Origin of the sequence: Streptomyces sp. SD31 (assembly GCF_052068475.1) — a bacterium.
Lineage (GTDB): Bacteria > Actinomycetota > Actinomycetes > Streptomycetales > Streptomycetaceae > Streptomyces.
Map to the genome: position 1 here is coordinate 312517 of NZ_JBQHCX010000006.1, position 13710 is coordinate 326226.

Sequence of the window (13710 nt, forward strand, 5' to 3'; positions counted from 1 at the left end):
GGGCCGGCTCAGGCGACCGGCGGCGTCCCGTGCGTGTGGAACGACTCGATCGTCTTCAGACCCCACGCCTGTCCCTTGGCCCGCTCGGCCTCCGTCCAGGTGATCAGCGGCCAGTCCGGGGCCAGCACCAGTCGCGTGAGCGGGTTGCACAGCTCGATGCGGTTGCCGCCGGGCTCGTAGACGTACAGGAAGAACGTCTGCTGGATGGCGTGCTTGTGCGGGCCCGTCTCGATGAACACGCCGCTGTCGATGGCCAGGTCGGCGGCGCGCAGGATGTCCTCGCGGGTGTCGGTCGCGAAGGCGATGTGGTGCAGCCGGCCGGCGGAGCCGGTCCAGTCCGAGGTGTAGACGACGTCGTACGACTTGTCGGTGAAGGTCAGCCAACGGGCCGCGATCTTCCCGGAGTTCAGCTGGATCTGCTCGGTGGGCCGGGCACCCAGCACCTGTTCCTGGAACTCGGCGTTGGCGAGCACGTCGGCGGCGAGGAAGTTGACGTGGTCGAGCCGTCGTACGCCGACGCCCCTGTTGGGCTTGGCCTGCGGCTGGTTCTTCAGCGCGGGCTTCAGCTCGTCCGGTGCCTGGTAGTACTCGCTCTCCCAGTACAGGGCGTGCTCGTGTCCGTCGGGGTCGGTGGTGAGGTAGAGCTTGCCGAGGCCGGGCTCGTCCTCGACCCACTTGCCGGAGCCGCCCGCCGCCTCGATCGCCTGGATACGGCGGTGGAGCGCGTCCTCGCTGGAGGTGCGCAAGGCGAGGCGGCCGAGGCCCGGCTGTTCGCGGGCGGTGAGGACCAGGCTGTGGTGCTCGTAGTCGTCGAAGGTCCGTAGGTAGACCGTGGCGCCGTCCTGGCCGTTGACCGTGAGCCCCAGGTAGTCGGTGAAGAAGGCGACGCTGGCGTCCAGGTCCGGGGTGAACAGCTGGGCATGGCCCAGGTGGGCGATGTCGCCGAGCGGCGGGGTCATCGGGGGTCTCCGGGGATGTGTGCGGGGAGTGGGGCCGTCTCGGCGGGCCGGGGGAAGACGGTGCCGTCGAAGATCTTGCGAGCCGTACGGACGACGGCGGTGCGGCGGGCGGTGGGAAGGCCTGCGGAGTCGGTGCCGAGACTGCTCTCGATGTCCAGGAATCCCGTGGGGTGTTCGATGCGGACGCGGTCGCCGTCGGCGGGCAACTCCGCGAGGTCGGCGGCGACGCCGCCTTCGACGCGCAGACCCGCGGCGACGCCGGCGGCGCCGAGTACGCCGATCGACGTATGGCAGCGGACCGGGATGAAGGTGCGGGTGGTGATCGCGCCGCCGTCCCGGGGCGGGGCGAGGAGTGTGAGCTTGGGGACGGTGGTGTCCGAGACGTCGCCGAGTCCCATCAACTTCCCTGCCGCCAGCCGGAGTTCACGAAGCCGCTCGGCGAGTGCGAGGTTCTCCTCCAGGTCCCCCGGCGCCTCGTAGCCGGTGACGTCGAGCGCGGTGGCCTGGATCAGGACGGTCGGCATGCCGTTGTCCACGCAGGTCACCGGGATGCCTTCGATCACATCGCGGACGTTGCCGGTGGGCAGCAACCGGCCGGTGCCGGGCGGGAAATCGATCACCACTGGGGCGGCCGAGCCGGGCACGCCCGAGATCTCGGCATCGCCCGTGTAGTCGACACGCCCGCCCGGTGTCGGGAAGGTCGCGGTGGCGAAGGCGCCGGTGTTGACCATGCGGATGCGTACCGAGGTGCGCTCCTCCCCCGCCGGGACCAGGCCGCGCTCCACGGCGAACGGCCCTATGCCCGCGAGGATGTTTCCGCAGTTCTGACGGTCACTCACCTCTGGCCGGTCGACGGCCACTTGGAGGAAGAGGTAGTCGACGTCGGCGCCCGGATCCGCCGAGGGTGAGACCACCGCGACCTTGCTGGTGAGCGGGTGGGCGCCGCCCAGACCGTCGATCTGGCGATCGTCCGGGCTGCCCATGACGCGCAGCAACAGCTCGTCCCGCAGGGCGGGTTCGGCGGGGAGGTCCTCGGCGAGGAAGTAGGCGCCCTTGGAGGTGCCGCCCCGCATGAGCATGCAGCGGACCTCCAGGGGCCCGGTCACGGCCGCGCCTCCTCGCGAACGTACTCGTCGTAGGACTTGTACGTCACACCGAGCCGTACGAGCGTCTCCCGCAACCCATAGCGGTCGAGGCCGAGTTGGCCGTCGAGGAAGGCGGCACGCGTCGCGGCTTCCTTGGCCTCGCGGGCCTCGGACTTCTCGACCGTCTCCCGGGCGCGCTCGCGGGGTACGACGACCACTCCGTCGTCGTCGGCGAGGATCACGTCGCCGGGGCGGATGACCTGGCCGTCGATGGCGACCGGCACGTTCACCGAGCCGCCGGTGGCCTTGACGGTGCCCTGGGCGCTGACCGCCCGGGACCAGGCGGCGAAGCCCATCTCACGCAGCTCCTGGGTGTCGCGGATGCCGGTGTTCATGACGACACCGCGCACGCCGCGCTGCTTCAGGGCGGTCGCGAACAGCTCGCCGAACAGGCCGTCCGTGCACGGGGAGGTGGTGGTGACGACGAGGATGTCGCCCTCGCCGCACTGCTCCACGGCGGCGTGGATCATGAGGTTGTCGCCGGGCCAGCCGATCACGGTGACGGCGGTGCCGGCGACTCGTACGCCCTGCTGGACGGGCCGGATCTCCGGGCCCAGCAGACCCGTCCGCCCCATGGCCTCGCTCACCGTCGCCACGCCGAAGCCGGCCAGCGCGTCGACGTCCTTCAGCTCCGCCTTCGGTGGGTTGGTGACGATCACGCCGCTCATGCCAGCTCCTTCGCGATCTGCGGGTAGGGGCGCATGTACGCCTCGGCCATGGTCTTGTGGGCCAGGCCCAGGTTGGGTCCGGCGTTGCGCTTGAGCTGGACGCCGCGGCGCACGGCGAGGTCGGTGTAGTAGTCCCACAGGTGCTGCTGGGCTCCGAGGCACTCCATGGCCTTGCGCTTGGTCTCCCACACCTCGGTGATGTCGAGCAGGACCTCGGGCTTGAAGCCGCTCATCTCGGGCTGGTGCGGCTCGAAGTAGAAGACGGGCGGCGCGCCGATGATGTCGCCGTCGCCCGGGTAGCCGATGGCCTGGGCGAGGATGCGGGCTTCCAGGGCCATGCGGTTGGCGGCCGGATGGTCGCCGTTGTACGGGTCCTCGGTGGGGTGGGTGAGGACGACGTCGGGCTGGGTCTCGCGGTAGACCGAGACGAGCTGGTCGGTCAGCTCGGCCGTGGCGATCAGGGGGTAGTCGCCGGCGTCGAAGAAGCGGACCTCGGCGCCGAGGGTGGCGGCGGCACGCTCGGCCTCGTCGCGGCGTATCGCCTTGATCTCCTCCAGCTTCTTGCCCTCGCGCCAGGCCTTGGCGGACTCGCCGCGCTCACCGAAGGTCAGACAGGCGATGGTCACCTTCTCGCCCCGGGAGGCGGCCAGGGCGATGGCTCCGCCGGCCCGCCACACGAAGTCCCCGGCGTGCGCGGTGATGACGAGGGTCGAGCGTAGTGGCGGCGGGGGACCCCCGGCGCGAGGTTGTTCGAGCATGGGGGAGGGCGCATCGGCATGCGTCATTGCTGGTTCTCCTCGAGTGACAGGTGTGCGCCCGCCCCACACCGCCGTGATCAGTCGCGCAGCGCCTCGATCACGCTGGTGAGGTGGGCGCGGACGGCCGCCTCGGCCGCCTGGGGGTCCCTGGCCCTGATCGCCTCGATCATCGCCAGATGCTCGTTCAGGGAGTGCTGCGGACGTCCCGGCCGCAGCGCCAACAGGAAGCGGTGGCGCACCAGTTGGGCGTTGAGTCGCTCCAGCAGTTCCACGGCCGTCCGCTGGCCGGAGAACTCCAGGATCCCGGCGTGCAGTTCCTGGTTGAGCTCGGAGTACGTCATCGGCTCGCCGTCGGCCACGGCCTTGGTCATCGCCGTGCCCAGGTCCGCCAGCCGACTCAGCTGCTCGTCGCTGGCCGCGACGGCCGCCTTCGCCGCGCACAGCCCTTCCAGGACCATGCGGCACTCGGTGATGGCGACCGCTTCCTCGACGCTCACCACCCGCACCCGCGAACCCCGGTTGCGGATCCGCTCAACCAGGCCCTGAGCCTCCAGATCGATGAGTGCCGCGCGGATGCTGGCCCGTGTCACACCGAACTGCTCGGCGAGCTCGTTCTCCACCAGCCGCTGCGCCGGTGCCATCTCGCCGTGCAGGATCGCCTGCCGCAGCTGCGCGAGCGCGTGCTGCTTGGCCTGCTCCCCAGTACTCGGACGGGCTTCTTTCGGCATGTGCCCTCCCTGACTGAGTGCCTGTCGAACGTAAATCTAGCCAACATAATTGTCAACAATTTTGTATGCGGTATTGAGCGCAGGCGGCGCTGGGAGGGGACGGTCAGCCTGTGAGCGGGGGCGCCGTAGAGCCCCGGATCTCCAGGGACGGGGTGGCGAGTTGGACCCGGCCCTGCCCCTCGGCGCCCTCGAAGCGCTCCAGGAGGCAGCGGGCCGCGCGGCGGCCGACCTCATGGCTGGTGTTGTCGACCGTGGTGAGCCAGACGTGGCGCAGGCGGGCGATGCTCGTGTTGTCGTAGCCGACGACGGACAGGTCGCGCGGCACGCGCAGCCCCAGTTCCTCGGCCGCGGAGAGCGCGCCGATGGCGGCGATGTCGTTGACGGCGAAGACGGCCGTGGGTCGCTCGGGGCGGCTGAGCAGGCGGACGGTGGTGCGGTAGCCGCCCTCCTCGGTCATGTCACCGGCCTCGACGACCACCTGGTCCGCGAGGCCGTGCTCGCGCATCGTCGCCTCGAAGCTCCGTCGCCGCAGCTCGCCCACCGCGCCGTACCCCGCGATGTGCGCGATACGGCGGTGGCCGAGGCCGATGAGGTGCTCGGCGACCAGGCGGGCACCCTGCTCGTCGTCGTTCGCCACGACGTCGACGCCGGACGGCACCGGCTCACGCGCACCGGCCACCACGACCGGCATCCGCGCGGCCACCGCTTCCAGCGCGGCCGGGTCGGGGAGCGTACCGACCACGACCAGGCCGTCCACCCGCAGATCGAGGAAAGGACCGGCGGGATCCTGGCCGGTGCGGCGGTTGAGGCGGGCGTCGGCGAGCAGCATGTGCAGGCCGTTGTCGTGGAGCAGGGAATTGAGCCCGTCCAGCATGTCCACGAACCACGGGTTGCGCAGGTCGTTCAGGAGGACGCCGACCGTGCGGGTGCGCTGCTCGCTGAGGCTGCGCGCGGCGGCGTTGGGGCGGTAGCCGAGTTCGCGCACGGCGCGCAGGACGGCGTCCCGTTTCTCCGGCCGTACCTGGTCGGAGCCGCGCAGCACCAGCGAGACCAGCGACTTGGAGACACCGGCCCGGTCGGCCACGTCACGGATCGTCGGCGGTCTCATGGCATGGACCGTTCCATGGCCCGCTACGGCTTGTCAAAGGGTTGACACCTTGGGGAATCGGCACCCAAGGTGGCCTGGACAGAAAATGGACCGGTCCAAAGAGGGGCTGTCATGGTGGATTCGCTCGGTGTCGCCGTCATCGGGTTCGGCTGGATGGGCCGGGTGCACACCCAGGCGTACACCCGCGTCCCGCACCACTATCCGCAGCTGGCCCTGCGTCCGCGGCTGGTGACGGTGGCCGAGGAGGTGCCGGGCCGGGCCGAGGAGGCCGCCGCGCAGTTCGGGTTCGCCTCGACGACCCGTGACTGGCGCGAGGTGGCGGCCGACCCGCGCGTGCGGGCCGTCAGCATCACCGCCCCCAACTTTCTGCACCGCGAGATCGGCGTGGCGATGGCCGAGGCCGGCAAGCACATCTGGATCGAGAAGCCGGTTGGCCTGACGCTCGCGGATGCCCGGGCGGTCGCCGACGCCGTCGCCAAGGCCGGCGTCCAGGGCGCGGTCGGCTTCAACTACCGCAACGCGCCCGCCGTCGAGGCCGCCCGCGACCTGATCGCCGCCGGCGGGATCGGCACCGTCACCCACGTTCGCGTCCGTCTCTTCAGCGACTACGCGGCTCACCCCGAGGGCGCCCTGACCTGGCGCTACGAGAAGGAACGCGGCGGCAGCGGCGTGCTGGGCGACCTCGCCTCGCACGGCGCGGACCTGGCCCGGTACCTGCTCGGCGACATCGCGTCGCTGACCGCCGACACGGCCGTGTTCATCCCCGAGCGGGCCCGTCCCACCGGCGCCACGGCCGGCCACACCCGCGCCACCGGCGGCGAGCTCGGCCCCGTCGAGAACGAGGACTACGTCAACTGCCTGCTGCGCTTCGCCTCCGGCGCGCGCGGCGTCCTGGAGGCCTGCCGGGTCTCGGTCGGCGAGCAGAACAACTACGGCTTCGAGGTGCACGGCACCAAGGGCGCGGTCTTCTGGGACTTCCGCAGGATGAACGAGCTGGGCGTCAGCCGCGGCACGACCTACCAGGACCAGCCGGTCAGCACGGTGTACGTCGGCCCGGGCGACGGCGAGTTCGGCGCCTTCCAGCCGGGCGCGGCGAACGCCATGGGCTACGACGACCTCAAGGTCATCGAGGCGTACCGCTTCCTGCGCTCGGCCGCCGAGGGCACACCGCACGGGGCCACCTTGTCGGACGCCGTGCGCAGTGCCGCCGTACTGGACGCGATGGTGCGGTCGGCGCGGAGCGGCGCGTGGGTGGATGTGGACGCGTAGCCGGGACGGTCAGCGGTCGGCGCGTGGGCGGGTACGCCGGCCGACGGCGACCTTGACCGGGATCAGGACGAGCCACCACCACGCGGCGCCGGCCCCGGCCACCAGGGTCAGCGGGAGGGTGAGCAGGAAGACGACCACCGTCGCGGCCAGGTCGAGGGCGTAGAGCCGGAAGCCTCCCGCGGGCGTGAAGTCGCCACGCAGCCATGGGCGCCCGGCGAGGACGGCGACCAGGGCGAGGTGGGCGGCGCCGAGGGCCGCGACCGCCGCGGCGTAGATCGCGACCGAGGCGGCTTCCTTGCCGTACTCGGCGACCAGCCTGGTGGGGAAGGGCAGCAGGGCCGCGAGGCCCAGCCCGAGCAGGGACAGCGCCATGACCTGTCCGTCGATCTCCCGGACGGAACGGAAGATCCTGCGGTGGTCACGCCAGAAGCTGCCCAGCACCGCCACGCTCAGCGCGTAGGCGCCGAGGTCCGGGAGCAGCTCGCGCAGAGCCTCGCGGAACTCCCGCGAGTCCAGTCCCCTCGGCACGTAGAGATCGAGGACGAGCAGGGTGATCGCGATGGCGAACACGCTGTCGGCGAGCGCCGTCAACCGCTCGGGCCCGCCGTCCGGGTTCGATTTCCACATGCGCACGACGGTACGGAGCCGGGACCCGGCGAACGGGGATACACGCCAGGGCGACGGCCCCGACGGCCCCGCCCGTCATCGGATGGGTGTGGGCATGTTGTACGGCGTCACCACCTGGATCGCCGATGGCAGCGTGGGCCCCGCCGGCGGCAGCGCGCCGTGGGCTCGCATCACGATGTGGCAGGCCTCGCGCATGTCCTGGCGCAGATCGTGGTGGAGCACGGCGGACAGGCGGTGTTCGCGCAGCAGGCGGGTGTTGTCGTGGTCGAGGTCGTGCGCGACGAACACCGCGCACTCGCGGCCCAGGTCCTCGAAGGCCCGCAGGGTGGCGATGTTGCCGCCGCCGATCGAGTAGACGGCACGGATGTCCGGATCGCGTTCCAGCGCGGCCCTGACCAGGTCGTACTGGGTGGCGTCCAGGCCCTGCCCCTCGGCGATCTCGACCAGCGTGCGGTCGGGATGACGGGCGCGCATGGCGCTGCGGAAGCCCATCTCGCGCTCCTCCTCGTTGCGGAAGAAGCCGCTGCTGAGGCTGGTCAGCACATTGCCGGGCCGCTCCCCCAGCCACTGCCCCATCAGGTACGCGGCGGTGGCGCCGGCGGCCCGGTTGTCGATGCCGACATAGGCGAGGCGGGCCGTGGAGGGCAGGTCGGTCACCAGGGTCACCACCGGGATGCCCGCCTCCACGAGCCGGGTGACCGCGGCGGTGACCTCGGGGACGTCCGGAGCCTTGAGGATCACGCCCTGCGTGCCGCGCCGGGCGATGCGGTCCAGCGTCCGGCTCAGTTCCGGCACCGGCCCCGTCTCGCGGAAGTGGAAACGTGAGCGCACGACGGCCGGATGCAGGGCCGGCAGCTCCGCCTCCAGGGCGGCGCGTACGGCGGTGGTGAACCGCTCGGGCGCCTGCACCACCATGTCGATCATGAAGGTGCGGCCCAGCAGCCGGACCTGGGTGCGCTGCCGGTCCAGGTCGGCTATCGCCTGCTGGACCTCGCGCGCGGTGCTCTCGCGCACGCCTCCCCGGCCGTTCAGGACCCGGTCGACCGTGGCCTCGCTCAGACCCGCCTGACGTGCGATCTCCCGGATCGGGAAGGGGTGGCCCATACGAACGGCTCCTTGAGGGGTTTTTGATGGGCTGCTGCTGGTTGTTCGAGGGGATTGTCATGACAAGAATGACAGCGCTGAGTCGCCCCTGTCACCGAGAGGACGCCGATGTCCTTCACCTCCGTACACCGCCGTGCCTGGCTGTCCGAGCAGGACTGCGACCTCGACGCCTTCCGCGCTCTCGTCGAGCGGACGACCGACCTCGCCGACTACCCGTACGCCGCCTCCGTGGAGCGGAACGTCCTGCGCTACGACAGTGAGCGGCTGCGTCGGGCCGAGGACGTCCGGGAGGTCCAGGCGGAGCTGGTGCGCGCCCTCACCGACGGCCCCGGCATCGTGGTCTTCCAGGGCGCCTTCCCGGACCCCGGCGTCGTCGACCGGCTCACCGAGGTCTTCGACGCCCTGATCGCCGAGCAGCGCGCGTCCGGCGCCGACGCGGGCGACCACTTCGCCAAGCCCGGTGCGAACGACCGGGTGTGGAACGCGCTGGAGAAGGCGGCGCTGTACGACGCCGAGGCGTTCGCCGACTACTACGCCAACGACATCCTGGCGTTGGTCTCCACCGCCTGGCTCGGCCCCGGCTACCAGGTGACCTCACAGGTCAACGTGGTCAACCCGGGCGGCGCGGCCCAGACCGTGCACCGCGACTACCACCTGGGGTTCCTGTCGAACGACGTGGCGGCCGCGTACCCGGCCCACGTCCACCGCCTCTCCCCCGTGCTCACCCTCCAGGGGGCCATCGCGCACTGCGACATGCCGGTCGAGTCCGGGCCGACGATGTACCTGCCGTACTCACAGACGTACGAGCAGGGCTATCTGGCGTGGCGGCTGCCTGACTTCCAGGCCCACTTCGAGGCCCACAACGTCCAGCTCCCGCTCGCCAAAGGCGACGCGGCCTTCTTCAACCCGGCGCTGTTCCACGCGGCCGGCACCAACCGCTCGGCGGACATCCGGCGCATGGCGAACCTCCTGCAGGTGTCCTCCGCGTTCGGACGGGCGATGGAGACGGTGGACCGCGAGGCGGTCGCGAACGCCGTCTACCCCGTGCTGCTCAAGCGGCAGAGCGAGGGTGCCGACGAGGCATGGAGGGCGAACGTGATCGCCGCGAGCGCCGAGGGCTACCCCTTCCCCACCAACCTCGACAGCGATCCGCCGGTGGCCGGGCTGGCCCCGCCCTCGCAGGCGGACGTCGTACGGCGCGCGCTGCGCGAGGCATGGACGCCGACGGCTCTGCGGGACGAACTGCGGGCCGGCGCCGAGCGGCGCCAGAGCTGACGAAAGCTGGAAGGAACCGGAAAGCCATGGGACTTCTCGACGACAAGGTCGTCCTCGTCAACGGCGGCAGTCAGGGTGTCGGCGCCGCCATCGCGCGGGCGGCCGTTCGTGAAGGGGCGGTCGTCGCCGTCACCGGGCGGCGTGCCGAGCCCGGCGAAGCCCTCGTGGCCGAACTCGCCGCCGACGGCGGCAAGGCCATGTTCGTGCAGGCCGACCTGGCGGACGCCGACCAGGCGAAGGCGTCCGTCGCCGAGGTCGTCGACGCGTACGGCCGGATCGACGGCCTGGTCAACTCGGCGGGGCTGACCTCCCGGGGCACGCTGCTCGACACCACGCCCGAGCTGTTCGACCAGCACATCGCGATCAACCTCAAGGCGCCGTTCTTCGCCATGCAGGCCGCCGTCTCGGACATGGTCGCGCGGGGGGCGCCCGGCACGATCGTCAACATCATCACGTCCTCGGCGCACGGCGGGCAGCCCTTCCTCGCGCCGTACGTCGCCGCGAAGGCCGGCCTGATCGGGCTGACCCGCAACGCCGCGCACGCACACCGCTGGGACCGGGTCCGGATCAACGGCCTGAACATCGGCTGGACGGCGACGGAGGGTGAGGACGCCACGCAGAAGACGTTCCACGGGGCGGCCGACGACTGGCGCGAGCAGGCCGCCGCCCGGCTGCCGATGGGCAAGCTGGGCCAGCCCGATGAGATCGCCGACTTCGTGGTCTTCCTGTTGTCCGATCGGTCCGGGGTGGTCACCGGGTCGGTGATCGACTGGGACCAGAACGTACTGGGCGGGCTGGACTGAAGCAATGGAGCCCGTCCGGCGTTTGAGGACGAGCCCGAAGACGACGGGGTCCGGGGCGGAGCCCCGGCAACGAACAGCAACCACACACCAAGAAAGCAGCAGAGCTCATGCGCATCGGAATCCTCGGCCTCGGCCGCATCGGCGCCTTCCACGCCGAGACCCTCTCCGGACTCGACGCGGTCGACTCCCTCGTCGTCACCGACCCGTTCGCGGATGCCGCCAAGGCCGCCGCGGAGCGGTTCGGCGCCGAGGTCGTGGACTCGCCGGAGGCCCTGCTGGCGGCCGGCGTGGACGGCATCGTCGTCGCGGCCGCGACCGACGCCCACCCCGCGCTGATCCTGGCCGGGGTCGAGGCCGGCATCCCCGTCTTCTGCGAGAAGCCCGTCGCCAAGACCATGAGCGAGGGCGTCGAGGTGCTGAAGGCCGTCCAGGGCAAGGACGTGCCGATCCAGATCGGCTACAACCGCCGCTTCGACACCGGTTTCGTCAATGCCCGTGCCGCCGTGCAGAGCGGCGAGCTGGGCAAGCTGCACACGGTCCGCTCGACCACCCTGGACCCGGCGCCGCCGCCGGCCGCCTACATCGCCGCCTCCGGTGGCATCTTCCGGGACTGCTCGGTGCACGACTTCGACATCATCCGCTGGGTGACCGGCCGCGAGGTGACCGAGGTGTACGCCGTGGGCGGCAACAAGGGCGCCGACTACATCAAGGAGGCGGGCGACGCCGACACCACCGGCGCGATCCTCACCCTGGACGACGGCACCATCGCGGTGGTCTCCAACTCGCGCCACAACGCGCGGGGTTACGACGTCCGCATGGAGATCCACGGCTTCCAGGACTCCATCGCCGTGGGCCTGGAGGACAAGCTGCCGCTGCGCTCGGTCGAGCCCGGCGTGACCTTCCCGGCGGGCACCCCGCACGACTTCTTCATGGACCGCTTCACCGAGGCCTACCGCGCCGAACTCACCGCGTTCACCGAGGTCGTGGCGGGCACCCGGCCGTCCCCGTGCACGATCGAGGACGCCCTGGAGGCCGGCTGGATCGCGGACGCGTGCACACTGTCGCTGCACGAGCACCGTCCGGTGACGATCGAGGAGGTACGGCAGGGATGAACGACTCGAGCCCGGAACCGCTGCGCATCGGAGTACTGGGCGCGGCACGCATCACCGAGCTCTCCCTCGTCGGCCCGGCCCGCACGACCGGCCACCGCCTCGTCGCGGTGGCCGCGCGCGACCGGTCCCGCGCCGAGGCGTTCGCCGACGAGCACGACGTGGAACGGGTGGTGGACTCCTACGCCGACCTGCTCGCCGACCCCGAGGTGGAGGTCGTCTACAACCCGCTCGCCAACGGTCTGCACGGGCCGTGGAACCTCGCCGCGCTCGCGGCCGGCAAGCACGTCCTGACGGAGAAGCCGTCGGCGAGCAACGCCGAGGAGGCGGCCGAGGTGCGGGAGGCAGCGGCGAAGGCCGGCACCGTGTTCATGGAGGCCTTCCACTACCTCTTCCACCCGGTCACCCGGCGCCTGCACGAGATCCTCGAAAGCGGCGAACTGGGCGAGTTGCAGCGGGTGGAGACGCTGGTCGCGATTCCTTCGCCCGATGACTCCGACCCGCGCTGGTCGCTGCCGCTCGCGGGCGGCGCCATGATGGACCTCGGCTGTTACAGCCTGCACGCGGCGCGGATGCTCGCGCCGTGGGCTGGCGGTGCGCCGCGGCTCGTCTCGGCGCGGGGCGGCGAGCGAAGCGAGATGGGGGTCCCCCCGAACGGAGTCTGGGGGAGGGCGGGCGCGCCGGGCGTCGACGAGTGGCTGGACGCCGAGCTGGAGTTCCCGGGTGGGGCGACCGCGTCCGCGCGTTGCCACATGGCGTACGACGAGCTGGAGATGAGCTGCCGGATCGTCGGCTCGCGGGGCGAGGCGTTCGCGCCGAACTTCGTGCTGCCGCACCGCGACGACCGGGTGGTGGTGCGTACGGCGGACGGCGAGCGGACGGAGCGGCTCGGCACGCGCTCGTCGTACACCTACCAACTGGAGGCGCTCGCCGCCCACATACGCCGGAACGCTCCGCTCCCGCTGGATGCGGACGACGCACTGGCGACGATGTCGCTGATCGACGCGTCCTACCGGGCGGCGGGGTTCGAGCCGCGGCCGCGTTCGGCGCTCTGACGAAAGACAGGTTAAGGAAAGACGGTTGGGCGCCGGGGAGTTCCCCGACGCCCAACCGTCTTTGTCAGTCCTGATACAGCGCGGGCCGGTCGACCAGCTCCACCGCGACCCGCCCGCCCTCCTCCAACGCCCGTACGCCCGCCTCGCACACCGCCGCCACGGCGTACCCGTCCCAGGCGCTGGGCCCGGTGACCTCGCCGCGCCGGGTGGCGTCGACCCAGGCCTGGACCTCACGGTCGTAGGCGTCGGCGAACCGCTCGATGTAGTCCTGGGCGATGATGCCGCCCCAGCGGCCGGCGGCGTTGGTGACCAGGGCGTGGCCGTCGCCGACACGGGCGGTGCCGCGTTCGCAGACCACCTCGGCCTGGACCTGGTAGCCGAAGCCGCAGTTGACGAAGATCTCGACGTCGACGATCGCGCCGCCGTCGGTCTCGAAGACGACGAACTGCGGGTCCCGGATGCCGTCCGGCGCGTTGTCGGACGGGGTCGGCGCGAGCACGGTGACGGCCGTGATCTCGTGGCCGAGCAGCCAGCGGGTCACGTCCATCTCGTGCGTCACGGAGTCGTTGATGAGCATCTCGGACGTCCAGCCGGGCGAGCTGGCGACGTTGCGGTGCCGGTTGTGCAGCATCAGGGGGCGGCCCAACTGCCCCGTCTCCAGCAGGGCCTTGAGCTTCATGTACTCGGCGTCGTAGCGCCGCATGAAGCCCACCTGGACCCGGCGCCGGCCCAGCTTCTGCTCGGCCTGAAGAACCCTCAGCGCGGAGGCCGCGTCCGGCGTGAGGGGCTTCTCGCACAGCACCGGCAGGTCGTGCTCGAAGGCCGCGAGGAGCGCCGCCTCGTGGGCGGGGCCCGGCGAGGCGACGATCACCGCGTCGACGTCGGCCGCCGCCATCGCGGCGGCCGGGTCGGTGTGGACGGTGCAGCCGTCGACACGGTCCGCGACCGATTTGGCGCGTTCCGCGTCGACGTCCACGACGGCGGTCACCCGTGCCCCGCTGGTGACCTCCTGGATACGGCGCACATGATCCGCACCCATCTTTCCGGTACCGATGACTGCGACTCCGAGCGTGTGCGGACGCTGAGTCATGGCGATCGGCCG

At 71.4% G+C, this 13710-nt stretch carries 14 protein-coding genes; 5 read left to right on the forward strand and 9 right to left on the reverse strand.

Features of this window, described 5'->3' with window-relative positions:
- Positions 1-8 precede the first annotated feature (8 nt).
- The 6 genes from ACTMVF_RS15650 to ACTMVF_RS15675 form a co-directional block, all read right to left on the reverse strand.
- Positions 9-959 (reverse strand): catechol 2,3-dioxygenase, encoded by a 951-nt coding sequence (locus tag ACTMVF_RS15650; protein WP_441271621.1) that lies wholly within the window; start codon positions 957-959, stop codon positions 9-11.
- Positions 956-2065 carry a 4-oxalomesaconate tautomerase gene (locus tag ACTMVF_RS15655; protein ID WP_441271622.1) on the reverse strand — a complete coding sequence of 370 codons (1110 nt, stop codon included), beginning with the start codon at positions 2063-2065 and terminating at the stop codon, positions 956-958. Before ACTMVF_RS15655 ends, ACTMVF_RS15650 begins: the two co-directional genes overlap by 4 nt.
- Complete coding sequence (locus ACTMVF_RS15660) at positions 2062-2772, reverse strand: 4-carboxy-4-hydroxy-2-oxoadipate aldolase/oxaloacetate decarboxylase (protein ID WP_441271623.1); 711 nt, start codon at positions 2770-2772, stop codon at positions 2062-2064. The genes ACTMVF_RS15655 and ACTMVF_RS15660 overlap by 4 nt, the downstream gene beginning before the upstream one ends.
- On the reverse strand, positions 2769-3530 hold the full coding sequence (locus ACTMVF_RS15665) for a PIG-L deacetylase family protein (RefSeq protein WP_441271771.1): 762 nt from the start codon (positions 3528-3530) through the stop codon (positions 2769-2771). Before ACTMVF_RS15665 ends, ACTMVF_RS15660 begins: the two co-directional genes overlap by 4 nt.
- Positions 3531-3607: 77 nt before the next feature.
- Entirely contained in the window at positions 3608-4258 is a 651-nt protein-coding gene (locus ACTMVF_RS15670) for a GntR family transcriptional regulator (protein ID WP_441271624.1), read from the reverse strand.
- 103 nt (positions 4259-4361) lie between these two features.
- Complete coding sequence (locus ACTMVF_RS15675) at positions 4362-5366, reverse strand: LacI family DNA-binding transcriptional regulator (protein ID WP_441271625.1); 1005 nt, start codon at positions 5364-5366, stop codon at positions 4362-4364.
- 111 nt (positions 5367-5477) lie between these two features.
- Between ACTMVF_RS15675 and ACTMVF_RS15680 the strand changes: the two genes are divergently transcribed.
- Positions 5478-6635: a Gfo/Idh/MocA family protein gene (locus tag ACTMVF_RS15680; protein WP_441271626.1), complete on the forward strand. Its 1158-nt coding sequence runs from the start codon at positions 5478-5480 to the stop codon at positions 6633-6635.
- Positions 6636-6644: 9 nt separating this feature from the next.
- Here the strand turns inward: ACTMVF_RS15680 and ACTMVF_RS15685 are convergent, their stop codons facing one another.
- Positions 6645-7262 carry a TMEM175 family protein gene (locus tag ACTMVF_RS15685; RefSeq protein ID WP_441271627.1) on the reverse strand — a complete coding sequence of 206 codons (618 nt, stop codon included), beginning with the start codon at positions 7260-7262 and terminating at the stop codon, positions 6645-6647.
- Positions 7263-7337: 75 nt separating this feature from the next.
- Complete coding sequence (locus ACTMVF_RS15690) at positions 7338-8366, reverse strand: LacI family DNA-binding transcriptional regulator (RefSeq protein ID WP_441271628.1); 1029 nt, start codon at positions 8364-8366, stop codon at positions 7338-7340.
- Positions 8367-8474: 108 nt separating this feature from the next.
- Here ACTMVF_RS15690 and ACTMVF_RS15695 point away from each other — a divergent pair, with 108 nt between their 5' ends.
- The 4 genes from ACTMVF_RS15695 to ACTMVF_RS15710 all read left to right on the forward strand — a co-directional run bounded on the left by ACTMVF_RS15695 (position 8475) and on the right by ACTMVF_RS15710 (position 12608).
- Positions 8475-9641 carry a phytanoyl-CoA dioxygenase family protein gene (locus ACTMVF_RS15695; RefSeq protein ID WP_441271629.1) on the forward strand — a complete coding sequence of 389 codons (1167 nt, stop codon included), beginning with the start codon at positions 8475-8477 and terminating at the stop codon, positions 9639-9641.
- A 26-nt stretch (positions 9642-9667) separates the two neighbouring features.
- Positions 9668-10444, forward strand: a complete 777-nt coding sequence (locus tag ACTMVF_RS15700; RefSeq protein ID WP_441271630.1) for an SDR family oxidoreductase — start codon at positions 9668-9670, stop codon at positions 10442-10444.
- A 107-nt stretch (positions 10445-10551) separates the two neighbouring features.
- Positions 10552-11556: a Gfo/Idh/MocA family protein gene (locus ACTMVF_RS15705; RefSeq protein WP_441271631.1), complete on the forward strand. Its 1005-nt coding sequence runs from the start codon at positions 10552-10554 to the stop codon at positions 11554-11556.
- Positions 11553-12608 carry a Gfo/Idh/MocA family protein gene (locus ACTMVF_RS15710; RefSeq protein WP_441271632.1) on the forward strand — a complete coding sequence of 352 codons (1056 nt, stop codon included), beginning with the start codon at positions 11553-11555 and terminating at the stop codon, positions 12606-12608. Before ACTMVF_RS15705 ends, ACTMVF_RS15710 begins: the two co-directional genes overlap by 4 nt.
- A gap of 64 nt (positions 12609-12672) precedes the next feature.
- Here ACTMVF_RS15710 and ACTMVF_RS15715 read toward each other — a convergent pair whose 3' ends face one another.
- Positions 12673-13698 carry a Gfo/Idh/MocA family protein gene (locus tag ACTMVF_RS15715; protein WP_441271633.1) on the reverse strand — a complete coding sequence of 342 codons (1026 nt, stop codon included), beginning with the start codon at positions 13696-13698 and terminating at the stop codon, positions 12673-12675.
- Positions 13699-13710 lie beyond the last annotated feature (12 nt).